The sequence below is a fragment of the Leptothoe sp. EHU-05/26/07-4 genome, from assembly GCF_043421015.1.
GTDB lineage: Bacteria > Cyanobacteriota > Cyanobacteriia > Phormidesmidales > Phormidesmidaceae > Leptothoe > Leptothoe turfae.
On the sequence record NZ_JAXSQV010000004.1, the window covers coordinates 992664 to 1018263 of the forward strand.

Below are 25600 nucleotides of genomic sequence, written 5' to 3' on the forward strand. Positions count from 1 at the left end.
GACAGTGATGCTAAGTGGGCGGTGGCTCCGTACGGTTCTGGTCACGACTGTGGTGTGTGCCCCGATGTCGGCAGCGGCAGTGCCGTTAAATTTGGTTAACTGCCATGTCGAGTTTTTACCGGAGCTATGTTTGGGGTACGACGCTCAGTTTGGCCAGGATCGTAGCCGATTACTTCAAGCTGTTGACTATAGCCTGGATTATTTAGAGACAGAGGCTGCAGTGACAGCCTATGAAGAGTATCCAGTGTTAAGTATTACTCGGGAACGGGTACAGCGTAGTTTGGTGCGTTTCCGTGAGTTGGTAGCCACTAGTCATTCAGCACAGCAGCTGCAGCAGTCTGTTCGACGAGAATTTGACTTTTATCGGTCGATTGGGAGTGATGACAATGGTCAGGTGGACTTTACCGGTTACTTTGAGCCCACATACAGGGCCAGTGCAGTGCCCACAGCGGAATATCGCTATCCCTTGTATGGCCGACCTGCGGATCTAGACACCTGGCCATTGCCCCATCCCACCCGCTCTGATTTAGAAGGAATGGATGGCTTACAGGGAGAGAAGGGGCCTTTAGCGGGTCTAGAGTTAGTCTGGCTGCAAGATCGTTTGGAAGCGTTTTTGGTGCAGGTGCAGGGGTCAGCCCGACTACAGTTAACCGATGGCTCAGTCATGTCAGTGGGCTACGCTGGCCGTACGGAGTACCCCTACGTGAGCATTGGCAGGGCTTTGATTGATGATGGCATTGTGGCGGAGTCAGAGTTAACTCTGCCGGTGTTGCTTGACTATTTTGAGCAATATCCAGAGGCGCTTGATCGCTACTTGCCCCAGAATGATCGGTTTGTATTTTTCAAGGCGACTGGGGGCTCCCCTCCCATGGGTAATCTGAACGTACCTGTGACGGCAGGTCGTTCTATTGCTACAGACAAGACACTGATGCCGCCGGGGGCTTTGGCTTTGATTAGTTTAAACCTGCCGGTGCCCACCACCACGGATAGCTGGCAGTCCATGGCGATGAATCGCTATGTGCTGGATCAGGATACGGGTGGTGCGATTCGTGGTCCTGGTCGTGTGGATATTTTTGTGGGTACGGGCACTAATGCTGGAGAACAGGCTGGATTGATTAATACGAGTGGGCAGCTATATTACTTGCTGCTGCGTGAGTAGGTGCTGAGTCACTGAAAATAGGTGTGGGAACGTGAATGGAGAGGTTGCGATCGCAAATTTGTTGACGCAAATCATCGTCGTTGAAACTGCCAATAAAACAAGTATTCTGAGCCTTGCGATACTCAATCAGCTGAATCAGACGCCTTTGATTGTCTCGATCTAGATGATTGATGGGCACATCAATCACAATCACGCTGTAATCGATGGCAAAGGTACGAGCCAGATTAACTTGATGTAGTTCAGCTAAGGTCAGGTGCTTAGGTGCTTGGTGCCACAGCCGTCGAGGTAAACCCACCCAATCTAAAACATGTCGACTTTGTCCTTCGGCTTGAACGCGGGAAAGTCCGAGGTTAAGGAATGGCTTGGAGACACAATCCATCACGATGGATTGTGTCCGTAGTGTTTCGCTGCACCCTAGATGGCCGATAGTGCGGGCTTGAATTTCGCCCGTTTGCCGCTGAGATAGTTGGGATAGGTTTAACCATTGTCTCTGGTGATCAACCCAAATGGCCCCAGCATCAATGCGAAAATGACCACTCAGCGTATCGAGTAATAATCTGTTGGCGGACGGTACGTAACTATGTAAGTGAACACATTCTCCGCCTCTGAGGGTGAATGAGATATCCTCTAGGCCTGGAAAGTGTTGTTTAATGGTTTGATCGGCGCTTTTGTAAAGTCTTTCTACCTGTAGCTTGATATTGTTATAGCGAATCTCAAAAGGAGTTTCCATAGGGCTTGGGTGTTTTGAGGGGTGGGAGTTTTGAAATTGTTTAAATTGTTAAATATCGCCCTAGTAAATACTGGGCGAGAGCTTTGTCTCAACCAAGTTTGACTTTGGCGTTAGCTGACAAGCCTGTGCCAAAGCTAAATTTGGCAAAAGCAAAATTGAGACGCTGATTTTAAATGGGGATAACGTTTGACTATGAAAAAACTTGTGAGCTAAGTCGTAAACCTAGAACTCTATTAGCGGTCTATCCAAGAAAGCTGCCAATAATCTCGATGCAGATAGACCTCTACTGGTAGTTAATGTGTAGCACCTGTCTAAGGAGAATACCTAAAAAGTTTGGATTTCGGGGTCAAGCTATGGCGATCTTCTTAAAGCCTTCAAATAAGGTATCCGGACTTCTGTCGTTGTTTTAGGACTTCTGTCGTTGTTTTGATGGATTGGGCCATCGATTTAGGTCAACCCATGTGATTAAGCTGCAGCGGTGATAGTTCACAATGGAGGAACTGGAAATATTGATGTTTCCTTCTATCCTTAGATGTCAGGGATTATGACCTACCCACTCCAACGTTTGTTGACCTACGGTCGTCGCTATCGCCGACGAATTTGGCTGGCCAGTTCAGCCTCAGTTCTCAATAAACTATTTGATTTGGCCCCGCCAGTACTCATTGGTCTAGCGGTGGATGTGGTGGTTAAACAGCAGGATTCACTCATTGCCAACTGGGGTGTGGCGAGCATTCGCGGGCAGTTTCTATGGCTGTCAGTACTAACGGTGATTGTTTGGGCTTTAGAATCAGCGTTTGAATATGCCTATAACTGGCTGTGGCGCAACTTGGCCCAATCGATTCAGCATGATCTGCGGTTAGATGCCTATACCCACCTTCAGTCCTTGGAACTGGCCTTTTTTGAGGAGCGCAGCTCGGGTGGCTTGATGTCTATTCTCAATGACGACATCAATCAGCTGGAGCGATTTTTGGATCGCGGGGCAAACGAAGTTCTGCAGGTGGTGACCACTGTGCTACTGATTGGTGGAGCCTTTTTTGTCATGGCTCCTAAGGTAGCGTGGCTGGCGATGTTGCCCATGCCGTTTATTGTGTGGGGTGCGATCTCATTCCAAAAATATCTGGCCCCCCGCTACGCTGAGGTACGAGAGCGTGTAGGTTTATTGAATGGTCGTCTGGCCAATAACCTAACAGGCATTGCCACTATTAAAAGCTACACAGCTGAGGCCTATGAAAATCAGCGGGTAGCAGCAGATAGCGAAGCCTATCGTCGGAGTAATCGTGGAGCGATCGCACTCAGTTCTGCATTTATTCCCCTGATCCGTATTCTGATTTTGATCGGATTTACGGCCACCCTGCTATATGGAGGTTTAGAAGCAGTGGCTGGCAACCTGGCTGTGGGTACCTATAGTGTGTTGGTATTTCTGACGCAGCGGTTGCTGTGGCCTTTGACTCGTTTAGGCGAAACCCTGGATCAGTATCGGCGTGCCATGGCCTCCATCGAGCGGGTGATGGATTTGCTGGATACGCCTGTGGCTATTCGCCCTGGGGATTATCGGTTGCCCGTTAGTAATGTGCGTGGCGATATTGCATTTAAGGATGTGACCTTTGCTTATCATGATCGCCTGCCGGTGGTAGAACACCTAACTCTGAAAGTGCCTGCCGGTAAAACAACGGCGATTGTCGGTGCGACGGGTTCCGGAAAGAGTACCCTAGTCAAACTTTTGCTGCGCTTTTATGAAATCAGCAATGGGCAGATCATCCTTGATGGTCACGATTTGCGGCAGCTACATCTAGATGATTTACGTCGAGCCATTGGTTTAGTCAGTCAAGATGTGTTTTTATTCCATGGAACGGTGGCTGAGAATATTGCCTATGGCAGCTTTAGCGCAACGTCCGCTGAGATTGAGAAAGCGGCCAAACTAGCTGAAGCCAATGATTTCATTGAGCAGTTGCCCCAAGGGTATGACACCATCGTCGGTGAGCGCGGCCAGAAACTCTCAGGCGGTCAGCGTCAGCGGTTGGCCATTGCCCGTGCGTTGCTAAAAGACCCACCGATTTTAATTTTGGATGAGGCCACATCGGCGGTGGATAACGAAACTGAGGCGGCCATTCAGCGTTCGCTAGAAAAGATCACGTGCGATCGCACCACCATTGCCATTGCCCATCGGTTATCAACGGTACGAAATGCCCACTGTATCTATGTCATGGATCGAGGACAGTTAGCAGAATGGGGAACCCATGAGGAACTCCTAGCTCGTTCTGGCATCTATGCCAATCTATGGCGCGTTCAAATGGGTGAGCGCGTACCGATGTAACGAATAGCACCGCCCTAATTTACCTGATTTCAGTATGTGTAGGCTCAATGTGCATCTAAATCTTTAATTTATAGACTTCCATAAGCCACCTAGAAATTCCGGGCTTGGCTATGCCACTTTGGATAGTGGATTAACGCTAATCGTTCTGTACGCTTGCGTCATCAGTGTTTTCCCCAAACTATCCATGGAACGAAATAGGACTCAATCTAAAGCGGTCACTCGTCGTCCAATGCAACCTCAGCAACGACCCCTTTATTGGTTACCTACAGCATCAGGTATGTTAGCGCTAACCGTTGGGGTCCAAGGCACTGCCAATGCCCTGGGAGAATGGCCAGGGTTTTTAGGGCAGTCCAACACACCGATCAACGAGTTGGGAGAGACAGACAATACCGCTACAGCTGTCGATACAAATGGGACCTCCTCTGTAGAACCTGCTCTGCTCAGGCCAAGGTTTTCTCAAGCGAGTCCACAGGCTCAGCAAGTCCGTCAGGCTGAGGCCCCACCTTCTTTCCCAAAACCTATTACAAATTTGGAAGACTACCGTCGAGATTTGCATCGTCGTTCGAATGCCGTCGAATCTCAGTTATTAGGTTTGCAGCAACTGTTATCCATCCAGGCCTATGGCACAAGTTTTGCTGATCGACTTTTGGTCGAAGATGACGCCTATCAAACTAAAATGCGTCAACTGAAGAGTTTAGAGGCGGAACTACTCCAAGCCGCTATTGCCCAAGCAGATACAGCCACATTCAACCAAATTTATGTGCGTTTGTATAACACTGATCGAGAGCTACGACGGATCGCTCAGATGCAGTTACAGCGCCATATTGAACAAGCTCAGACCAATTCAACCCTGGGGTTATGGCAAGAGCCGATGTATGTTCAATCACTGCGATGGTTGATGGAACATACCCATGAGCGTCATCAGCTCCAAGCGCGTCAGCAAACCTTTACTGCCACTATGGTTCAACGGACGCAAATGAGTGCTGAATCTTTTGAAATTCAATCTTAAGACAGGCATCCATGACCACTTGCCAGCCATGATCAATGGCTTGTTGGGCAACACCTACATCATAGATATCTAGCTGGGTCCACAAACATTTCACCTCAGACATTGTCTTGAGTGTCAGGAGTTGTTCCATAAGGTCAGGGAGAAACTCACTACGGCGAAAGACATTCACGATGTCAATGGGGCCAGGAACATCGGCTAGGTGAGCATAGCAACGATGGCCGTCAATCTCTTTAACGGCAGGGTGAATGGGATAGACAACGTAGCCTCGCTGGCGCATGTATTGAGCCACTTGATAGCTGGGGCGTTGGGGTTTAGGAGAGTGACCCACAACAGCGATATACTTCGTTTTGGCCAGAACATGCTTAATGACAGTTGGATCTTTATACAGGGTGTTCATGGCTTGTGACTGTTAATGGATATCGCGAGCTCATGCAAATTGTTTCTCACTATCTACTATTTGACACGGCTGACACTATTGATATCCTAAACATTACTTCAGCGATTCAACAGCAAGTGACCGTCGCTAAGGTGAGTCAGGGCCATGTGGTTATTTTTTCTTGTCACACTACGACAGCCTTAACTGTCAATGAACATGAAGAACGGCTATTGGTGGATATCAAAACCTATTTGCGTAGCCTTGTTCCGCCGCAGGATCGCTATTTACACAATGACCTGCATTTACGAGATGTGCCCTCTGATGAGCCCATTAATGCGCACTCACACCTGATGGCGATGACCCTGGGCAATAGCGAAACGGTGCCAATTGTGAATGGTCAACTGGCTTTAGGGACCTATCAATCGGTGATGTTGGTGGATTTGGATGGCCCTAGACAGGGACGGAAGGTCTTAATCCAAATTTGTGGTTCTTAGGGATCTCTTCGAAAAATCCCCGTTTTGTAGAGACGTTCCATGGAACGTCTCTACAAAACGGACGAGGTTAATGAGGGATTAGGGGATACGAGGATCTTCCTTGTCCGAATGCAGGGTTTGACCAGGGGTGAGATACATAAACTTTGACCCATTAGGTGCGCCAGGCTTATGCCAGATTCCCTTAGGCACCACAAATGTTGAACCAGCTGAGGCAACAACGTGTTGCGGCGTTTCTCCATCCAGCAGCGTCATTTCAAATTCCCCTTCAAGGATGTAGAACCATTCATCCGTGTCTGGATGCATTTCCCAGACCGGTGAAATGCCGGTGATGCTACATGCGCCCACATGGTTGCCGTTAAAGGGTACAACGTCGACAAAAGATCCCTCAGAGTGGGCAGTGAGTTCTGCGTAGACGTTTTTGATTTCCATATTGGGTGGGGAATAGGGAGCGGATGTTCAAGGGGAAAGCATTTGGCTGATGGCTGCTTTTACCCCAAGATTGGAGCGTGACAAATCAGTGATAACACATCAAAATAGTTTATGTGTACTATTTGGGGTGGTCAGATTGTGGGAGTTTCTCCGGCTATGGTTTAAGTCTCATTTTTGGGTGAGTCTTTGAGCAAGCCTTTGAGTTGCATATGGCTGAGTAGCCAGCTAGTCATGGTGGCTCGCCGGGTTAGGCGGGGGACTAGCTGATCAATGCTATAGCCTTTGAAGCCTAGATAGGTTTTAAGTAATTGCTTATTGGATTTAGGAATTGAGCGGGTGAGTTGCACCGTTGCAGGGCGACTCTCGATAAAGTTGGGCGGTTCAGGAAACTTTTCTTGCAGGGGTTCGATGACGTTACTGGCGTCCCACTCCTTGGTAGCCTCGTCATAGCGATAGCCCAGATAGTGCCAAACTAAGCGATTAACGATATCGTCCTCAAGTTCTTCGTTAAGAATGGCCCAGAGGGTGGTTTCGGTTAGAGGGGGTAACTCGGTCATGACAGGTAGCAATGCAATAGAGCATTAGGATAGCAATCTGTTGACCGGTAAAATTAGCTGGTTTGGTCTAGCAAGCGGTTCCAGCGTTTTGGAAGAACGACTGATCTTAGACGATTTTAATCGGGATGCGGTTAATCAAGCATTGGCGATATTGCCGATGCCTGAAACGCCTTCATTTTTAAAGGCTGTACGGCCCAGGTTTGATGTCCATGTATTTGGGCAGGTGGCATCGACGAATGCAACCCTATGGGCGATGGCTGGTGCTCAGGCAGGGACGGTTGCGATCGCACACACCCAAACCGCTGGTAAAGGTCAGCGAGGCAAACAATGGGAGTCTTCATTAGGCGGCGTCTATCTATCGGTGATGTTAGAGCCCGACTGGCCTGCTGACCGAGCGGCCCAACTTACCCTCTGTAGTGCATGGGGCATTGTCAGCCAATTTAGATGGTTAGGCATTCCGGCGCAAATCAAGTGGCCCAACGACATTGTGGTGGCTGGTCAAAAGCTGGGGGGGATTTTGAGTGAAAGCAAGCTGGAACGGGGAACTATAGCTCGTGCCGTGATTGGAGTAGGGATTAATGTCTACAATCCAGTCCCGGTAACCGGTGTCACTTGGCACAAACTCACTAAAGTCAAGGGTAAAGAGGCTGTTGCCAGCTTGAGTGAGGTGGCTGCGGCTGTGCTGCTAGGTATCTGGCGAGGTGTTTTTTATAGGAATCATACAGATGGCAAAAGTTTCACGGATGCTTATCAAAGTCTGCTGACCAATCTAAATATGCCTGTAGTTCTGGAAGGAAAGACGTTAAGGGTAGTTGGTGTTACGGAAGCGGGACACTTAACTTTAAAGTCTTCGTCACAGGTCTCAAGGGATGTTAATCAGACAGTTGATCAACTGGTCTACATCAAACCCGGTGAGCTGTCCCTCGGATACTCCCACACTGATATTGAATAGCAAGCACCCGTATTGGGTGGCGTGACTTCGATTCAGTTTCCTAATAACTTCATTTATTTTGTTCTTCTTACACTAAATTCCTTAATCACTAATCTAAATCGTCACTCGAACTATTTATTTATCTTCCTATGGCTGATTTTTGCCCATCTCCTTCGGCATCGTCTAATTCTGATGCGTCCAATACTAGCTCCAGTAACGTTACGCCTAAGATAATTGTTGCTAACAAGCAGCCTGGACAGTTGTGGAAAAAAATCGGCATAGTCGGTTCCGTGGCTGTGATGGGTAGTCAGCCAGTACTGGCTCAAATTGATATGCCTGCGGGTGAGATGGATGCGCCATCTGTTACCGCTGAAGCAACTCCTTTTATTGCTGCTACGCCAGATGCACCGGAAGTGTCTACTTTAGTAGCGCCGCCGCTTGTAGTGTCTCCAGAGGCGGCTCCTCCTGAATTTTCCCCCGCTCCTCAGCCCGTGCCATCTAGTGCGATAGACGCGATTACATCCCAGGTAGACATTGAGATTACTGCCCCCGTCCCTGAACTGGCCTTGGAGCCAGAATTGCTTGAATCGGAGCCTGCAGTCGAATTAGAAGACGGAAAAACTGCTGATGCTGACGCTACGGTGGCAGGAGCAGAAGAGGCGACTGACACTGATGCTACGGTGGCAGAGGCAGAAGATGTAACAACGGCAGAAGAGACGACTGACGCTAACGCTACGGTGGTAGAAGAAGCAGAGGATGCGACTGATGCTGATGCTACGGTGACGGCAGGCGAGACAATATCTGATGGGGAAAATGTGATCCCTGCCGTGGAAATCGTTACCCCCAGTGACGTTGTCCCTGGAGCCATACCTACGGTAGAAGACTTAGCATCTGAATTTGGGGATGTCTTCGTTGATCCAACTGAGTACAGCGAAGGGGAGACTCTGGATTCAAATGCGCCTGATGTCGTTGTTTCAGAACGATCGACGGGATGTGAGTATACGGTTGATGCTGAAACTCTCAGTGGCTGTGGCGCTGGCGAAGATACTGCAACGGTTGCTAGTGGGCCTGGAACCACTATTTCCGAAGCTGCCATCAATATCGGCCCGGTGAGTATTAGCCGCTCGGGCGTCCGCTTCTCTGGTGGTGCTACCACTGTGGCAGGGCGTGAGTTTTACAACACGGTTGCAAAGCCACTGGTTGAACTACAGGCGGGTGAATCCTTTATCTTTCCCCTGGCGGCTCCATCTCCCATTACATCGTTGTTTGGCTGGCGTTGGCACCCTATCCACCATACCTATCGCTTCCACAGTGGAACAGACCTCGGAGCTCCTCAAGGCACGCCCATTCTAGCCACTCAATCGGGTCAGGTTTCTGTGGCTGATTATTTAGGAGGGTACGGTCTGACGGTGATTTTGCGGCACAATGACAACACCTTAGAAAGCCGCTATGCACACATGTCTCATATGCTCGTGCAGCCAGGTGAGTGGGTAGAGCAGGGAGAAGTTATTGGACTGGTCGGTTCCACAGGGGATTCCACCGGACCACACTTGCACTTTGAGCTACGTCAGTTGACCCGTGAGGGATGGTCGGCGATTAACCCTGACGATGTATTGAGATATGCGTTGGCTAACCTCAACAACCGCATGGATGGTCGGCCACTACAGGCGCTCAACATTATTCCTTCAGCTCAGGCAGCTGCAGTTCAGGCGGCTTTGCCCAAGGGCGTCAAAACCGAAACGATGGTGAAGGATGCGCCCCACTTCCGCCCAGCTCAACCCCATGCCCAGTAAAGAGCCCGGCAACAATAGGGATGTTTTATTTACCTATCGCCGCACTATTCGTTTCCATGAAACGGATGCAGCTGGTGTGGTGTACTTTGCCAATATTTTGACCCTTTGCCACGAAGCCTATGAAGCGGCTCTAGCTGATGCGGGCATCAATACTCGAGAGTTTTTCGGGGGAATGGCCTTAGCAGTACCGGTGGTCCATGCCTCTGTGGACTTTCGGCGACCGCTGCACTGTGGTGATGAGGTTGAGATCGCGCTCACACCTCACCGCTTAAACGAAACCACCTTTGAAATTCGCTACTGCCTCAAGGGTGCCGCTGAGAAAACCGTAGCTACCGCCCTTACTCGCCATGTCTGTATTGACAGCACGAGTCGCCAGCGTCATCCCCTGAGCCCCGAACTGGAGCAATGGATGCAGTCAGCCACTCCATCACTACCGAACGATTAACTTTGCCTTGGGCATTGCGGGGCAGCTGTGCAACCCAGTGCCAATGCTTGGGATGTTTGTAGGCGCTGAGCACAGGTTTTAGAGCTGCCTTGAGCTTTTGTGGAGTGGTTTGACTATGGGGTGCTGGGACGCATAATGCTGCCACTGCCTGGCCCCATACCGGGTCGGGCAAACCCACGACGCATATATCCTGTACTAACCCCGTTGCCAATATGGCGGCTTCCACCTCTACAGGAAAGACATTTTCACCACCAGTAATAATTTTCTGACTGTGGCGTCCGACGATGTGTAGGTGGCCTTGCTGATCGATATAGCCAAGATCGTCTGGATAAAACCAACTTTGGTGTGGCGACAACGGTATTGCGGGCCAATAACCCAAGCCCAAAGAGGCTGTCCTTAAAGCTATTCGACCCATGGTGCCTACGGGCTGAGGTTGAAATGATTTCAGTTCGTGGACGGCTAGGGTGACATGGGGCAGGGGTGAGCCGTTACTGCGTACCCCCTGTTGAAAGTCTGTAGGCAATAAGGTGGCTACCTGGGCCGCTGTTTCACTCATGCCATAGGTAAGGGCGATGGGTAACTGAGCTGTTTGTGCAAGTAAAGTAGGCCAAGCGGGAGCCCCGCCTAGCAAAATGGCTCGGAACTGGGAAAGCCAGAGCAGGGTGTTGCCGTTCTTTATCAACCTCTGTAGTTGGGTGGGCACAAGGGAGATAAACCAGGTCTGATTGGGTTGAACTAATCGCTGATCTGCGTCTAAGTCTTTGAATGGCTGGATGATGAGTTGACCGCCGGACAACCATACGCGCATTGCCTGCATGAGACCGCTGACATGGTACAGCGGTAAAACGCAATAACTATTGACCGGTGTTTGGTCAAAATGGGTTAAAAATCCCTGGGCTGCTGTACTGAGAGTTGCCCAGGTATGGATAACAAATTTGATTTTTCCAGACGTTCCTCCGGTGGCAATGAGGATCTGTCCTGGCTCTGGTTGCTGGTTCGATAAATTAAGAGATACAGGAGGAGGTTGGCCAAGAATTACATCGGGTTTTAGCTGTGCTGCCACCTGCTGCCATTCCTGTTGCTGCCAGTTAGGATTTGCCAGCACTAGAGTGGCTTTAGCCAGCAGCCCGCTCCAAAGATATGCCAAGAACTGTGTCGGTTCAGCCTCGTTAATCAGCACCACAGCATCCGTTGGAATTTGCCGAATGCGATCGCACCAGGGTTCGTTTAGGGTATTCCAAATATCCCAGGGGCTAGGGCACTCATAACGGGGTGCTCCTAGGTTTCCATTGTTCATTGTTGTCCCTATGTCTGGTAAGTGTTGCCTATTTGCCGGGACTATCCCAATCTTTGCCATAGCTGCTGCCAATTGGTCTGGCTGAGACCATCATTGGTAAACCACTGTTCGGTACCCAACCCCAAGGCTCGGTGGGGAATATCAGGGTAAGCCATGGCCAAGTCGATGGCTAGTCGAATCAAGGCCTGACGACCAACGGCGGTTTCAAATACCGATGAAATTACTAGATCGATCGGATACTTGTGATAGAAATGCTGTAATCGTTGGGGTGAACCCATGATGGCTGCTTTGATCACATAGATGCCATCCCAGCCTTGGTGAAAGTGAGCCTTAAGTTGTTCTAAGCTGGCAATGGATTCATCTAAGGCAATGGGGGTTTGATAGCGATAGCTGAGTCGCATCAGAGTATCAAAGTCTTTAGGGGGCAGGGGTTGTTCTAAAAATTCGATGCGTTGGTTATTGCGATCGCACCAATCTAACCACTGTCGTGCTGCCAATTCATTTAGACCCCCATTAGCGTCTAAACGCAGTTTGGCCCCTAATGGCAGCTGACCCAGCAGCTGATCGAGCCAATTTATTTCTTCAGCCACTGAGCCCACACCAATCTTGTACTTAAAGACGCGGTAGCCCTGTCGCCATAGCGTTTGCCACTGTGCTAGCGAAGCTTGACCCCTAGCCAATAGAACCCCACATTGAGCATTGGGTAAGTCGATTGGGCGTAGTTTGCGCTCTAAGCTAGCAAAGACTGACTCCAGACCAAACTGACAGGCAGGTAGTGTGGGCAATAAAGAAGGCACCCTATGGTCCGATAATTGAGTCGGCAGTTGCTGGCAGAAATCTAAAGCCTGCTCAAAGGTTTCAGAGCCAAACCAGGGGAGCGGTGCCACCTCACCAAATCCACTGCGCCCATCTTCATCGGTCAGTTTAAGAATGAGTCCCTGACGTACTTGCCATTCCCCATGGTGGGTGCGTACCGGCTGTCGAAACCGACGATTATAGGGACGAAACTCAAACCGGTAGGACATGGTGATAGGTACTGAGTCAATTCAATCGGGAGCCGCTTGACTAGCGTAATTTAAGGGTGATCGGCAGCAACAGTCCCAGGCATACGAGTATTCCACAACAAAACTGGAAACGTATGGCCACGAACTTAGCATTTTGTACCAACTCGGGCTGATTGTGATAGCGCTTCACATGGCGACAAAGTTGGATGGCAAATGGGGCACTGACTAAGGTCAAGATCAGGCTGCTGGGAAACACTTGCAGAAGCATGCCTCCAAGCAAAATCACAAAAATGCTGCCACATAGCCATGGTAAAAGTGTTGCCCCCCCCAGGGTGCCCAGGCGGACAATGGGAGAGCGTTTACCGGCAGCTATATCATCATTGACTTGATGGAAGTGGGAGCAAAATAGCACTAATGTAGTCGTCATGCCAATAACAGCCCCTAATCCCCAACAAGCTAGGGAAAATGTCTGGGCTTGGGAATAGTAAGCCGCGCCCACGCCGAGACCAAAGCTAATAAAACATAAAGGTTCGCCTAATCCTTGATACCCTAACCGGAAAGGAGGTCCCTGGTAGAGATAGCCCAGGGCACAACAAATTAAAATCAGCCCCAGAATGGTCATATCTTGCTGCATGAGAGCAATGGCGCTTACGCCAGTAATCCCTAGGGCCAAACTGAGATTGCCAAGCCAAAAGATTAAAGCTTGGTTTTGGGTCAGGTTTACCAGGGAATGATGTTTATTTTTATCAATGCCAGTGTCGGCGTCGTAAACGTCATTGCTGAGGTTTTCCCAGACTAAAAGCAGTATTGCTGACAGCAAAAAAATGGCCAGGATGCGCCCGTTTAACTGTTCTGTTTCTAGACGCGCCAGTAAGCTACCCACCAAAATGGGAATGATGGCAACGCTGTACATCGGGGGCTTAATGGCGGCAACCCAAAGAGATTTGGGAGCGGCAGGGTTGTCAGAATCTTGAGTGACAGACGCTTGATCAGAGGCTTGACCAACTGTAGGGATGACCATTTGGACGTAATTTCTTTGCAACTATAAAACCCATAGTTAGCATAGCGGTTGGCATGTCAGTCTTATTTCGACCATGAGCGCAAGCGAGTTTCCTGAACATCAGGAAACTGGGAAGAATACACCTGAGGACGGTGACTGGCACCAGGATATGACTTCACGCGCTGTTTTACTGGCACAAGCTCAACAAGGTGACCCAACTGCGATCGCAACCTTGATCAATCAATCTCTCAAAACTAAAAACGTTACTATCCAGGTGCGTCAGAAAGGAGAGTTATATCAAATCCTTGTACAGGCTCCTGAGGCCCCGAATCAAGCGAAAACAGTGCAGTGGTTAACCAGGGGATTAACAAAATTAGAGATTCCCAACCTGAAGCAGGTGGTGATTTGGGGTAAGGCCATTAACGCTCCTAAACCAGCTTGGCAAGAACGTGTTGACTTTGCCTTGTCTGCATCTGACAATTCCACCACCGTTCAAACGCCTGCCGAGGAACCAGCCCTTGACCTCAGCAGCTATTGTTTTACTCGCAATCAAGCTTTACTCACGGGTATATTAGCGGCGCCACCCCAGTCAGTTGCCCAACTAGTCCTTGATTTTGAGACGCTCACCAACCCACAGAAATTAGAGATATTGCCGCTGCTGAATGAGGCCTTTCGAGATGGCCAGCGAGTTACTGTTCAGGCGCTTGAGGAAGCCTCTCAACAATGGTTGCAGCAACTCTCGATCCTGGAAAAAACAAAGCAGCGTAAGCTATCCATCTGGATGAGTCGATACTGTAGGGACCACGGGGCCACCCTTGAGCAATTACGCCCCGTTGCTATACCGGTTGAACCCCCTGGGGAAACTGCTTCAGCAGATTCATCCCCAGGGTTACTACAGGAACCAAAAGAGCTATCCTCAGTACCTGCCAACACCCCCATGGAGCGCTCAGCCAATATCCCCCGTAGGGCTGCTGCTGAGGAGGAGGCGTCTTACTTCCGCCCCAAAAACCGCCCAGCGTTTTCTCGAGGCTCATTACCCGCCTGGACAGTGCCAGTGGGATGGTTGGTTTGTATGAGTCTTTTTATTCTGCTGGGCATTAACTCCGCAACCAGGAGCAGTTTTCCCATTTGTGCCAATAGTATGGGAACGCCCGAAGCCTGTGAGCTGGCCGTACAACTAGCAGGAGAAGATACCATCGCCACGGCAATTGACGAATCTGTCCCTGTCACGCCTCTATTGCAAGAGTGGGCGATTAAAGACTGTGTGCAAACAGCAGAACTCCTGGTAACGGCACCCGATCTGTTGCAAGGGGATGGCAAGGAGAACAAAGTCATTCCCATTTCTAAAGAGACCCATGAAATTTTCGAAGGGGTGCTGCTAAGTGACATTTCTGTACAAAAAATAGTCAATGACCCAGATGGGCAAGACCAAAAAAGTTTCCGGGTGGTGTGTGTCCAATCCACCTATGACCGGACTAAACATGAACCAGATTCTGAGGCTTATATCCACAAGCATATTGTTGGCGAACTTGCAGCTAGACCCATTGCCCTCAACTGGCCTGAAGAACCCTACAGTGAAGCTGAGGCCAGGGTGAGCGCGTTGAATAAAACAGCCAGTGTTTACGCTGTTTTTATTCGCTTGGGGGCTTACATGCTCTTTTCTGTAGTGGGGGTTTTCCTCGCTGTTCTTTTCTGTTCCTGCTATACCTGCTACACCTTGGAAGGAATCTATAAAACAGCATTTGTGTTAGGTCTGATAGAAACCGTTATCTTTTATATTCCGTTTTTAGGTGGGTATCTATACGGCATCATTGCGGAAATCATTGCGGTTGGCCTGACCAGCCTTGTGGTTAAAGAGTTTAATGTTGACTGGCGAGATGGATTTGGCGCTCTAGCGATGGGAGCGGCGGTGATTATTTGTACACGGTTGGTTTTGTCCTTTGTCCTCTTTGCGGCCATTGCCTATTTTTTCCTGTTAGGCCTTTAACAAAAAGGGCGCATTACTACGGACGCAAAACTAAGCACTGATCTTAAACCTGGGCTACGGTCACCCCTGTACCACCATCTGCCTGTTCAGCGTTGTCAAAGCTCTGCACCTGGGGATGTCGCTTGAGAAACTCGCGGACACCGCGTTTTAATTTGCCAGTGCCGTGGCCATGGATGATCCAGATGGGGCCAGTGGATTTGGCAATAAAGTTTTCCAGGTCGGCTTCGGCTTCAGCCACACGCATGCCCCTGAGGTCAATGGTGTTTTTTGAGGTGCGTACGGCTGGAGCCTCTGGTTCCTTTTTGGCAACTTTGACCGTTGTGCGGCGTTTCTCAGGTGCTTTTTCGGCAGCGGGTTTAGACGTCGCTGTTTTTTGACCCGTGAGGGATTCAATGTCACTGAGATCGACAATGGTTTTCATCAAGCCAAAGCGCACGGCCACTTTACCGTCACTATCGGGTTCACCGACGACTTCGGCAGTTTGGCCCCCCAGACCAATCAGACGGACTTTTTCACCCAGTTTAGGCTTGTAGTCGGTGATTACTTTTTTGGCAGGATGGTTGCCCTTGGGTACCTGTTGCTGCTGAGCAATGTCTTCGACTAACTCGGTTGCCCTTTGGGCGGCCTGGGCGGTGGGATTTCCCTTTTGCAACTGGCGAATAACCGTGGCAATTTCAGCTTTAGCTTCGGCCACGGCTGCTTGAATCGCTTTTTCCTGTTCTAGCTTTTGACTGCGTTCCCACTCTTTAATAACGGCAGCCTTGCGTTCGATATCTGCTTTGAGGGCTTCGGCCTGGGCAACGATTCCGGCAGCCTGTTTAGCTTGGTCCTCCTGCCGCTTACGCTGGGCTTCAAGGCCAGCGATGACCTGGTTGACATCATCTTGTTTACTCACGCCCACATAGGTTTGGGCTGTATCAATTACGTTGGGATTGAGCCCTAACCGTCGAGCAATGGTGAGGGCATTGGAGCGACCGGGAATACCCCACAGCAGCCGATAGGTGGGAGACAGGCTGACGTCATCAAACTCCACTGAGGCATTTTCAAAGCGCTCATCCTGATATTTGAGGGCCTTGAGTTCACCAAAGTGAGTCGTAGCTACGGTTAGACGAGTGTGGTTGGCTAGGTGTTGCAGGAGTGCGATCGCAAGCGCACTACCTTCTGTCGGGTCAGTCCCCGCCCCCACCTCATCCAAAAGCACCAACGAATTTGTGTGGTGGGCACTACCCACCGCTGCCGTATTGTCCGCATCGTCTATCCCATCCGCCCCAATCGCATCCAAAATCTGACCAATACGGCGAATATGTCCTGAAAACGTCGACAGACTTTGCTCAATCGATTGCTCGTCACCAATGTCTGCTAAAACCTGATCAAACCAGGGTAGTTCTACAGGTTCACGAGCAGGCACAAATAGTCCCACCTTGGCCATCAGGGCTGCTAACCCCAGGGTTTTCAGCGTGACTGTCTTACCCCCGGTATTGGGGCCTGTAATGGCTACTACCCGAATATCGGGGTGCATGGTGATGTCTGTGGGAACCACCGTGGGGCCTTCTTCATGGCGCTGTTGCCACACTAATATGGGGTGACGTAGCTGCCGCAGAACCGTGCGCTCATTGGTTTCACTAAACCGAGGGGGATTAGCCTCTAACCAGAGGGAGTAGCGAGCCCGGGCAGTGGCCAAATCCAACGTTGTGACGATGGCCATGAGCTGCTCCAGGTCCTCGCTGACTGCGGCCACTTGTCCAGTCAGGCGCTGCCGTACCAATTCTTCTTCGCGGGTCTCTTGACGCTCTAGCTGACGTAGACGGTTGCCAAATTCCACCACACCCTGGGGTTCTATATATAGGGTGGCACCGCTTGTAGACACATCATGGACAATGCCGGGAATAGACTCTTTCTGAGGGGCTTTCACTGGTATTACAAAGCGTCCGGCTCGCTGAGTAATCAGGGTTTCCTGCAAGGCCCCTGAATGCCGTTGCATGATGCGCTGTAACTTGGCATGGAGCTGATCGTGGGTACTTTTAAGGTTTTTACGAATGCCGGCCAGTTTTGGATTGGCCCGGTCGGTAACCTTACCCCGATCGTCGATGCAGTGGTGGATTTCTTTTTCTAATTCTGGATAGGTACGCAGCTGACCCACCAAGGCCTGTAGCACTGGGAAAGCCTCTTCCTCTTGGGCATCGATGGTGCGGCGTAACTGACGGGCACCCGCTAGGGTGGTGGCAATGTGCAACAACTCGTCCCCAGACAAAATGGCTTGACGCTTCGCCCGTTCAAGGGCATCACCCATGTCCTGAACACCCCGAAAATTAAGGGGGGATTTCTCTTCTAGTCGGTAGGCTTCACGGGTCTGAGCCAAAAGCTGTTCACTTTCGCTTTGGTGCTCGGGAATGCGCCCGTGGCGAGCGGCGAGGGCACCCAGCTTAGTAGCGGCAAACGTGGCCCACTGCTGACATAAACGGGGCCATTCTAAGAGGTCTAAGGTTTCGGACTGGATCAAGGGTTAGAAGGGAATATGTAATGCTCTGGGTGGGGAAATTTTTGAGTTCTTAGTTCTTGGTTCTTGGTTTGAGATGTCTCTGACCAAAAAGGGCTTGAGGGGGACACAACTCAAAATTCAAAACTCAAAATTCAAAACTCAAAATTCAAAACTCAAAATTAATTGTGCTCTTAACTAACTATATAGCCTCTATCTTAGGAACATGCTTCCTTCTGACTTGCTAATCCATCGCCCTCGGGGTGACTCCATTGATGCAAAACAGCTGCCGCTGAGTAAAGATTGGCTTGCGATCGCAACTAATCTCATTTCTCTGTTCCAGGCGACAGTGGGCGATACCCAAGGGAGTCTGAACCAAAAACTACAAGAACTTGAAGGTGAAGACACTGACTACCGGATCAAACGAGGCTTAGCCCATATCCTCCGCAGCAGTTTCAGCACATTTGAGATTGTTAGCCCTCTAGAGCCTCAGGCATTAAGACAGCGTGTCTTTGCCCTTGCCGCTGCGAGTGTGCCATCCCCTACAGCAGCACAGCAACATCTGAAAAACCTGGCTGGCCAGCTGACCCAGGAACTCGACAAAGATGTTGAACCCATTCACATTCAGCAGGGATTATACGCTGACCTTAAGGAGAATCGTATTCTTACCCAGTTTGATGCCCCTACATCAGAGGCATTGCTCCATCGCTATAACCTATCCCAAGTACAGGGCATCTTTTATCGAGCCAGTCATGTGGTCTTAAATCTGCACCGTAATGATCCCGGTGAGTACAAGCTGATGTTCCGGTATCTAAAGCTATTTCGGTTGATGGCCTACATTGAAGGGGAAGCAGACCAGGGGTTTACCGTTACCATCGACGGTCCAGCCAGTCTTTTCAAAGCCAGTACTCGCTATGGCCTCGATATTGCCAAGTTAGTACCTGCTATTTTGCATGTGACACGTTGGCACCTCAGCGCCACACTGCAATGGAAAGACACTTATACCAAGGCGCTGTCTGCAAAAAGCTATACCCTTGACTCTGAATGTGACCTGGTAAGTCATTACCCGCCGGGTAAACCCTACGACAGTATGGTTGAAGCCGCCTTTGCCGACCGCTGGATGACCCTTGTGGAGAAGGGGAAAACTCCGTGGCAGTTGGAACGAGAAGTTGATTTAATCCCAATCCCTGGCAGCGTCATGATTCCTGACTTTCGGTTAGTGCATCCCGACGGTCGTGTCTATTTATTGGAAATAGTAGGGTACTGGCGACCAGAGTATCTGCGCAAAAAGTTTGCCCAGGTGCAAAAGTCCGACTGTCAGAATTTGATTCTGGCTATTTCAGAACGGCTAAACTTAGCAAAAGCCGGTATCGATATAGACAATGTACCAGCCAAGATTGTTTGGTTTAAAGATAAGCTACAGCCTAAATCTCTACTGAGCCTGCTGGAAGAGCTATGAATAATAGGCAACTGACGTGACGAATGCTTCTTATCTTTTTCGTATAATTAATAATTAATACGATAGGGATAGCTAGTAAGGCCACATTTCTAAATTAGAGCCGTCTAACTGTTTAACTATCGCTCGTAGTAAAAGTCATTGCTTGAAGTCGACTGAATTCGTATTATTAGCTGGTTACGTTTAATCTAGCCCTCTGATATGGGCTAACTAACACTTGAGGAACTCTACCTATCCCCTGCATTATGACCACGGTTTTGATTGTGGATGACAGTTCAACCCTACGGGAGATGATCTCTGGTCTCCTGATCAAAGCGGGTATGACTGTTTTAGAAGCTGAAGATGGCGAGAAAGCAAAAGACATGATTTCGTCAAGGCCACCGGATCTTGTGGTGCTTGATATCGTTATGCCTAATATGAATGGCTATGAGCTGTGCCGCTGGGTCAAGAACAACGGCCCCACAAAGGACGTGCCAGTGGTTATTTGTTCATCTAAAAATGAAGAATTTGACCGTTATTGGGGGATGAAGCAGGGGGCAGACGCCTACATTGCCAAGCCGTTTCGCCCGGCCGAGATGGTGGAAACGGTTAAACACTTGCTGCGGGGGCGATAAGTATAGGGGGCTTATGGCCTAGGGAGTGGGTAAAAAGTCCAGCACCTAAACCCTAGACCGCCTCGCTATCAAAGGCGTATGATTGGGCAGATTTGAGCCCATCTTACTGTCTCTATTAGCATTTCCCATGGCAATTCAGCTGCGGATTCACGTTCCTCCTCACCCATTAATCAAACATTGGCTCGGTGTGTTACGGGACGTTAACACACCGTCTGCTGTATTTCGCAGTGCCATGACTGAAATGGGGCGATGGTTAACCTATGAAGCAATTCGTAATGATTGGTTACCCACTGTGGATGCCACCATAGAAACGCCGCTGGCTCCTAGCCCTGCGACATTTATCAATCCTGAAATGCCGCTGATGGTGATCCCCATTTTGAGGGCGGGGTTGGCGTTGATGGAAGGCGTCCAATCGGCACTGCCTACGGCTTCGGTGTATCACCTTGGCTTTGTTCGCAATGAAGAAACCCTGGAGGCCAGCTGTTATCTGAACAAGCTGCCGGATCAGATTGGTCCCAATACTCGCATCTTGATCAGTGAGCCAATGTTGGCGACGGGCGGTACAATGATGGCCACTATGGCAGAGTTAGTGAAGCGTGGTGTGGACCCGTCTCTGGTTAGGATTGTCTCAGTAGTAACGGCTCCCCCAGCGCTACAGAAACTTGCTGAAGCGTACCCCCAACTAGTTATTTATGCAGGCATTATCGATGAAGGTTTGGATGAAAACGGCTTTATCGTTCCAGGTCTAGGCGATGCCGGGGATCGCACATTTGGTACTAATTAATCACGTCACATCATGAGTCAATCGAGTAACTTCACTGGTGGATTTTTTCTAGGAGCTCTGTTGGGTGGGCTAGTTGGTGGTGTGGCTGGAGTACTTGCCGCCAATCGGATTAATCGTGTAGAGGATGACAAAAGTACAAGTTTTAGTCAATTGTCAGAAGATATTCGCCAAAATTTGGCTGATATAAGTGACGATGAACGCATGGAAATTGCTCGTCGCGGTCTTGAGGATAAAATTTCTGAGCTAAATGCGGCCATTGAGGATGTCCGTGAGCAATTGGGAAGTACTAATGGTCGAGCTGCTGACTATGAAACATCGACCACCGATTAATGCGGTCGGTTTGCTGCTATTGACTTTAGGGGACGCATGGATTTAGCAAAATTGCGCTATATCCGTATCTTTCAGATAGAACTGTTCTGAAGATTAGCAACACTGTCGGTTTATATCGGCTTTCAACACTCTACTAAGGGGTGAGAGGTACCGTAAACTCAAGTTGTAATGCTTTGAATCAAACCCCTTTTAGGTTGTAGAACTCATCGGTTACACTAAACACCAGGCCCTAGAGTTATTCTCTATTTTCGTAAGGTAGGATACCTATGCTTCAAGTCATTCCTGCAGCGTTAGCCCAGTTTATCAGTATCTATTTAGCTCTGCTGTTGGTACGGGTGCTGCTTAGCTGGCTACCAAACTTAGATTGGGGAAACCCTCTCCTGTCTGCGCTTAGTCAGATTACCGATCCATACTTGAATCTGTTCCGATCGGTGATTCCTCCTTTGGGTGGAATTGATTTTTCTGCGATTTTGGCCTTTATTGTGCTTCAGTTTGTTCGCAGTGCTCTGGTGCAAGCAACCTATGCGTTGGCTGCAAGTGGTTACATGGCTTATTCGAGCTTCTAGCGGGTTGCATGCAACAATGTTTCCAGAATGGGCAAAGTTTGTTTGAACAAAAAAGGGCGATGCTAACAGCATCGCCCTTTTTTGTTCTCAAAGATTTCAATTTAATCTATTCGACCCTGGCGTCTGACTTTGCCTACAAATCCAGAGGCCTTAAAGTTCTTTAACTTGAGTGGTGGGGGTTGATTGGCAGCGATGGACACACGGATTTCAAAGTCGCTGCTGCCAGGGGGAACATAGTCTACGCCACCGAGTCGACCACGATTTTGCATGACTGGATTGTTGTTTTTGTCGTAAATACGACCAAAAATATCAGCATTGAGAATGGGCTTACCAGAGTTGTTGGTCAATGTGCCTGTGACCAAGTAGCAGGTAGCTTTGCCAAGGCTGCCTGAGTCAACGATGCCTTCTGCATATTCGGCTGGGCACTCAGCGTAAGCGAGGTTAGACACGTCTAACGGTGTCATTGCCTGGGCTGGTGATGCCATGAGCCCAAAGCACATGATTAAAAAGGCGACAATGGTTGCACGAAAAGCCATGGAAAAAATCAGGGTAGGTTTTAATTATGGTACCGGGTCTATGGTGCCAAAAACATACCCTGATGGCACAAGTGCTTCTCTAAACGGTTTGCTGACGATTGGGCAATACCCACACGAGCACTGGTGTTAGCAAGATCATTGCCAATGAAAAGCTCAGGCAAATCCAAAGTCCTTGAATTTGAGCAGGGTTCATGGGAGGTTTCTCCAAAACGGTAAGATAGTGTGTCAGGTCAGCTAACGGGTATGTCAGATCAATGGACTCCTGTGTCCAAACACCTGACGCGTCAAAAAGTTGTGAGCAAAAGAGCAAGTACTCAACGTTACAGAGCTTTTGCAGAGAATACCCGAAAACACCGTCTGTCTGTTAGAAACTGTAAGATCCGCTTAGTAAGCGTTTACATAAACTCTTGGAAAAGGCCGCTCTCAGTGTTGTTGCCCCCGATAGAGTTACATCTTGAAAGATTTACTTAACTCGTACAAATCGATCGGTCGCCATACAACGCAGTCTTTGGATATCTTCTCGACGAGAGATCGATAAAGGAACGGTTGTTTTAATGGCTTGAACCAGTAACGGTGTATCGAGTGAGCACTGCTCGTGTATGGATTGATATAAGCTTGATACAATAATTTGCTGAATTTCGGCACCGCTAAAGCCCTCGGTAGCCTGAACCAGTTCGGCCATGTTGAAATTTCCGGGAGTTTGGTGGTGGCGATTGAGATGAATGGTAAGAATTTTGGCGCGATCTTGTGCATCGGGTAAGTCCACAAAGAAAATCTCATCAAAGCGCCCCTTGCGTAGCAGTTCAGGCGGCAGCTGTGAGATATCATTGGCTGTGGCAACAACAAAAACTTCTTGGGATTTTTCCTGGAGCCAGGTTAAGAACGAACCAAAGAGGCGACGGCTTAAACCACCATCCGTATCCATGCTCTGGGTACCCCCCATGGTTTTTTCGATTTCATCAATCCACAGAACAGCGGGGGCCATTTTCTCAGCTAGAGAAACAGCTTGGCGAAAGTTCTTTTCTGAGCCGCCCACATACTTATCGTAGAGCCGCCCAGCATCCAGCTTGAGCAAGGGTATTTGCCATTCACGGGCAATGGTTTTAGCCGCTAAGGATTTTCCACAGCCCTGGATGCCTACGATTAAGATGCCCTTCGGTGGTGTGAGATTTAGTGCCTGAGCCTGGGGGCTAAAGCCTGTGCGAGCACGATTTAACCAATGTTTTAAGTTGTCGAAACCGCCCAGCTCAGCCGTGTTTTTTTCAACCGGTATATAGTCAAGTAAACCGCTTTCACGGATAATTTGCATCTTGCGCTCTAGGACTCGACTAATGTCCTTGGCTGTCAGGTGACCGTCTTCTAGGGCGGCGTAGGCAATCACTTTTTTGGTTTGGTTTAGCGTCATTCCCTGGGTTGTGCTGACCAGGGTACGCATTTCCTCTGGGCTTAGTTTGACCTTGATGCGTCCCCGTAATGCCTGTACGGCTTCCACAATGGCTTTATGCAATTCATCCCGATCAGGCAAAGGCATATCAAAATAGACCGCCTCATGTCCGATCTCCCGTGATAGAGATACTTGCTCACCTGAGATCAGGAGAGTGGACTGGTTGTGGGCAAACTGCTGGGCAACTTCGCGGAAAAGTCGGGTGACCACCGGGTCGTTAAAGTGGGTAGAAAAATCTTTGAGCCAATAGATGGCGCGGTGGGCAACGGCTTGCATGTGCCGCAGTGCATCAACGGGCTCAGCCGTATCATGATCCACAGCAGCACGACTGGCTCCAGGTGGTGCATATTCGTTTTGCCAGCGGTTATACTGGTTACCCTCAAGTCGGACTAGCCCTTGAGCAATACTCCATTCATAGATAGGGAGTTGCAAATCCAGGGTGGCTTTGTTGATTAGTTGCTGTATGCGTTCCTCTTCAACTGTTTCCACCACAATGATGGGATGAAACGACATGATTAAGGTTTGCAGGTGACGAACGCTGGCAGCAAAGGGCATAAGGTAACGATCCAGGTGTAGCTGGGCTCAGGATGCCCAGATAGTAATAGAAAGGAAAAGTAACAGATTAGCCGTTATTTATGGGACTACCTGTCTCCTTAACTTCTTCATTGGAGTCCGGTGTGATTCCAGAGAATGGTTCCGGTTGATCAAGAAGAGATTCTGGACTGTCAGGTCCATTGGCTACAGCTACTTTCCAAGGAGCAAAATTAGGAACCTCCCACTGGTCAAGAATATCTTTGATTACGAGTTCCTGTAGCCAGATTTTAGCGACAACGGCAAGCGGTAGGGCTAACACAAGACCGAGAAAACCAAATATGAAGGCAAAACAAATTTGGGAAATTAGGGTGAATGCTGGTGGCAAAGAGATTTGACGGGCCATTACCGTTGGCGTCAACCAGTAGCTTTCAATCTGTTGGATGATGACATACCAAATAATAACTGGAACAATCTTTAAAGGGTTGGTGGGGTCTTGAAGGGCCACCATGGCTGGAAAAATAACGCTTATGCTGGGTCCGACGTTAGGTATAAAGTTGAGAACGCCTGCTAGTAGGGCATGAGTTAGCACAAACTTGATTTGTAATACCCACAGACCGACAAAACTTAAAGAGAAGATAAAAACTGAATTGAGAACAATACCTCCCATCCAGTTGCATAGGGCGATTTCGCAATCTTGTAAAATGCCATCTGCTCGTCGGCGATAAAAGGATGGTATGAGACGTAGTAAAGTGTTGCGGTAAATGGTTGGATTCCCTAAGAACATTAGGGATAGGATTAATACCAGAAGAAATTGGAGTAGAACTCTCAGTGAGGAGTTGAAAAATGTAAAAAAGTTGTTGAAAATATCTAAATTGTTAAAAGCATTGAGTAATGCTGAGTCTGGAGAGGTCGCCCAGTTGATAAATTCCTCTAATTCGGGCAAACGAAACTGATCGGGTAAGTACGTTTCAAGTTGAGCCAGCGTTTCAGGGAGCTCGCGAATAGCATCAATGATGAGAGCGATTAACAGTTCAAATTGTGCGACAAAGGGGGGGACTACTAAAACTAAAAAGAGGGTAACGACTAAAAAACTACTCGTCAGTACTAGGGGGACGGCAAATCGTCGGGGAACGCCTGTTTTCTGTACACGACGTGCGAAGCTGTTAAGTGCGATCGCAAGCACCACTGCCATAAACACCAACAGTAAAATTGCCCGTAGCGCCCAAAGAATATAGAAAGTCGCTAAGATGCTGATCAGGCCAATCCATTCACCAAGCTTCACGAAATACTCCTGACTATCACCACGGCATACTGTGCTTACTGGTTATCGGATTT

24 protein-coding genes are annotated in these 25600 nt (G+C 49.1%); 13 read left to right on the forward strand and 11 right to left on the reverse strand.

Annotation, left to right across the window (positions count from 1 at the left end):
• Positions 1-7 precede the first annotated feature (7 nt).
• The gene (mltA, locus tag U2F10_RS17280; protein WP_163660734.1) at positions 8-1159 is read left to right on the forward strand and encodes a murein transglycosylase A; all 1152 of its coding nucleotides are present in this window, start codon (positions 8-10) and stop codon (positions 1157-1159) included.
• On the opposite strand, the gene U2F10_RS17285 is transcribed toward mltA, so the two are convergent.
• Positions 1116-1889, reverse strand: a complete 774-nt coding sequence (locus U2F10_RS17285; protein WP_499872857.1) for a P-loop NTPase family protein — start codon at positions 1887-1889, stop codon at positions 1116-1118. The two genes, mltA and U2F10_RS17285, sit on opposite strands and share 44 nt — an antisense overlap.
• 544 nt (positions 1890-2433) lie before the next feature.
• Between U2F10_RS17285 and U2F10_RS17290 the strand changes: the two genes are divergently transcribed.
• Entirely contained in the window at positions 2434-4203 is a 1770-nt protein-coding gene (locus tag U2F10_RS17290) for an ABC transporter ATP-binding protein (protein ID WP_163660738.1), read from the forward strand.
• 184 nt (positions 4204-4387) lie between these two features.
• Positions 4388-5212, forward strand: coding sequence for a hypothetical protein (locus U2F10_RS17295; RefSeq protein WP_163699345.1), 825 nt, complete (start codon positions 4388-4390; stop codon positions 5210-5212).
• On the opposite strand, the gene U2F10_RS17300 is transcribed toward U2F10_RS17295, so the two are convergent.
• Positions 5160-5609, reverse strand: a complete 450-nt coding sequence (locus U2F10_RS17300) for a CoA-binding protein (protein ID WP_163699346.1) — start codon at positions 5607-5609, stop codon at positions 5160-5162. The genes U2F10_RS17295 and U2F10_RS17300 overlap by 53 nt on opposite strands.
• Positions 5610-5641: 32 nt before the next feature.
• Here U2F10_RS17300 and U2F10_RS17305 point away from each other — a divergent pair, with 32 nt between their 5' ends.
• The gene (locus U2F10_RS17305) at positions 5642-6082 is read left to right on the forward strand and encodes a secondary thiamine-phosphate synthase enzyme YjbQ (RefSeq protein ID WP_499867022.1); all 441 of its coding nucleotides are present in this window, start codon (positions 5642-5644) and stop codon (positions 6080-6082) included.
• A 78-nt stretch (positions 6083-6160) separates the two neighbouring features.
• Here U2F10_RS17305 and U2F10_RS17310 read toward each other — a convergent pair whose 3' ends face one another.
• Positions 6161-6511 carry a cupin domain-containing protein gene (locus tag U2F10_RS17310; RefSeq protein WP_163699350.1) on the reverse strand — a complete coding sequence of 117 codons (351 nt, stop codon included), beginning with the start codon at positions 6509-6511 and terminating at the stop codon, positions 6161-6163.
• Positions 6512-6672: 161 nt separating this feature from the next.
• Positions 6673-7068: a DUF1823 family protein gene (locus tag U2F10_RS17315; RefSeq protein ID WP_163699353.1), complete on the reverse strand. Its 396-nt coding sequence runs from the start codon at positions 7066-7068 to the stop codon at positions 6673-6675.
• A 40-nt stretch (positions 7069-7108) separates the two neighbouring features.
• Here U2F10_RS17315 and U2F10_RS17320 point away from each other — a divergent pair, with 40 nt between their 5' ends.
• From U2F10_RS17320 to U2F10_RS17330, 3 genes are all read left to right on the forward strand, one after another.
• Positions 7109-8020, forward strand: coding sequence for a biotin--[acetyl-CoA-carboxylase] ligase (locus tag U2F10_RS17320; protein ID WP_499872859.1), 912 nt, complete (start codon positions 7109-7111; stop codon positions 8018-8020).
• Between the two features lie 128 nt (positions 8021-8148).
• Complete coding sequence (locus U2F10_RS17325) at positions 8149-9792, forward strand: M23 family metallopeptidase (RefSeq protein WP_499867019.1); 1644 nt, start codon at positions 8149-8151, stop codon at positions 9790-9792.
• The gene (locus U2F10_RS17330; protein ID WP_163699356.1) at positions 9782-10237 is read left to right on the forward strand and encodes an acyl-CoA thioesterase; all 456 of its coding nucleotides are present in this window, start codon (positions 9782-9784) and stop codon (positions 10235-10237) included. Before U2F10_RS17325 ends, U2F10_RS17330 begins: the two co-directional genes overlap by 11 nt.
• Here U2F10_RS17330 and U2F10_RS17335 read toward each other — a convergent pair.
• The 3 genes from U2F10_RS17335 to menA are packed head-to-tail and all read right to left on the reverse strand — an operon-like array spanning position 10131 to position 13559.
• A complete protein-coding gene (locus U2F10_RS17335; protein ID WP_499872861.1) occupies positions 10131-11534 on the reverse strand; it encodes an AMP-binding protein in 1404 nt (467 codons plus the stop codon). The two genes, U2F10_RS17330 and U2F10_RS17335, sit on opposite strands and share 107 nt — an antisense overlap.
• A gap of 41 nt (positions 11535-11575) precedes the next feature.
• Positions 11576-12559 carry an o-succinylbenzoate synthase gene (locus tag U2F10_RS17340; protein ID WP_499872862.1) on the reverse strand — a complete coding sequence of 328 codons (984 nt, stop codon included), beginning with the start codon at positions 12557-12559 and terminating at the stop codon, positions 11576-11578.
• Positions 12560-12599: 40 nt separating this feature from the next.
• Positions 12600-13559, reverse strand: coding sequence for a 2-carboxy-1,4-naphthoquinone phytyltransferase (gene menA / locus U2F10_RS17345; protein WP_284681681.1), 960 nt, complete (start codon positions 13557-13559; stop codon positions 12600-12602).
• 73 nt (positions 13560-13632) lie between these two features.
• Here menA and U2F10_RS17350 point away from each other — a divergent pair, with 73 nt between their 5' ends.
• Positions 13633-15525, forward strand: coding sequence for a hypothetical protein (locus U2F10_RS17350; RefSeq protein WP_499872863.1), 1893 nt, complete (start codon positions 13633-13635; stop codon positions 15523-15525).
• A 43-nt stretch (positions 15526-15568) separates the two neighbouring features.
• Here the strand turns inward: U2F10_RS17350 and U2F10_RS17355 are convergent, their stop codons facing one another.
• Positions 15569-18025 carry an endonuclease MutS2 gene (locus tag U2F10_RS17355; RefSeq protein WP_499872865.1) on the reverse strand — a complete coding sequence of 819 codons (2457 nt, stop codon included), beginning with the start codon at positions 18023-18025 and terminating at the stop codon, positions 15569-15571.
• A gap of 202 nt (positions 18026-18227) precedes the next feature.
• Here U2F10_RS17355 and U2F10_RS17360 point away from each other — a divergent pair, with 202 nt between their 5' ends.
• From U2F10_RS17360 to U2F10_RS17380, 5 genes are all read left to right on the forward strand, one after another.
• Positions 18228-19460 (forward strand): DUF790 family protein, encoded by a 1233-nt coding sequence (locus tag U2F10_RS17360; protein ID WP_499872867.1) that lies wholly within the window; start codon positions 18228-18230, stop codon positions 19458-19460.
• Positions 19461-19702: 242 nt separating this feature from the next.
• Positions 19703-20071, forward strand: a complete 369-nt coding sequence (locus tag U2F10_RS17365; protein ID WP_006515114.1) for a response regulator transcription factor — start codon at positions 19703-19705, stop codon at positions 20069-20071.
• A 127-nt stretch (positions 20072-20198) separates the two neighbouring features.
• Positions 20199-20855, forward strand: coding sequence for a uracil phosphoribosyltransferase (gene upp / locus U2F10_RS17370; RefSeq protein ID WP_163660765.1), 657 nt, complete (start codon positions 20199-20201; stop codon positions 20853-20855).
• 12 nt (positions 20856-20867) lie between these two features.
• The gene (locus U2F10_RS17375) at positions 20868-21185 is read left to right on the forward strand and encodes a ssl2009 family thylakoid membrane protein (RefSeq protein WP_163660767.1); all 318 of its coding nucleotides are present in this window, start codon (positions 20868-20870) and stop codon (positions 21183-21185) included.
• A 266-nt stretch (positions 21186-21451) separates the two neighbouring features.
• Positions 21452-21751, forward strand: coding sequence for a YggT family protein (locus U2F10_RS17380; protein WP_006515111.1), 300 nt, complete (start codon positions 21452-21454; stop codon positions 21749-21751).
• A 101-nt stretch (positions 21752-21852) separates the two neighbouring features.
• Here U2F10_RS17380 and U2F10_RS17385 read toward each other — a convergent pair whose 3' ends face one another.
• From U2F10_RS17385 to U2F10_RS17395, 3 genes are all read right to left on the reverse strand, one after another.
• A complete protein-coding gene (locus tag U2F10_RS17385; RefSeq protein WP_163660769.1) occupies positions 21853-22287 on the reverse strand; it encodes an FxLYD domain-containing protein in 435 nt (144 codons plus the stop codon).
• Between the two features lie 463 nt (positions 22288-22750).
• Positions 22751-24286 carry an AAA family ATPase gene (locus U2F10_RS17390; protein ID WP_499867014.1) on the reverse strand — a complete coding sequence of 512 codons (1536 nt, stop codon included), beginning with the start codon at positions 24284-24286 and terminating at the stop codon, positions 22751-22753.
• Positions 24287-24353: 67 nt separating this feature from the next.
• Positions 24354-25547 (reverse strand): AI-2E family transporter, encoded by a 1194-nt coding sequence (locus U2F10_RS17395; RefSeq protein ID WP_163660773.1) that lies wholly within the window; start codon positions 25545-25547, stop codon positions 24354-24356.
• Positions 25548-25600 lie beyond the last annotated feature (53 nt).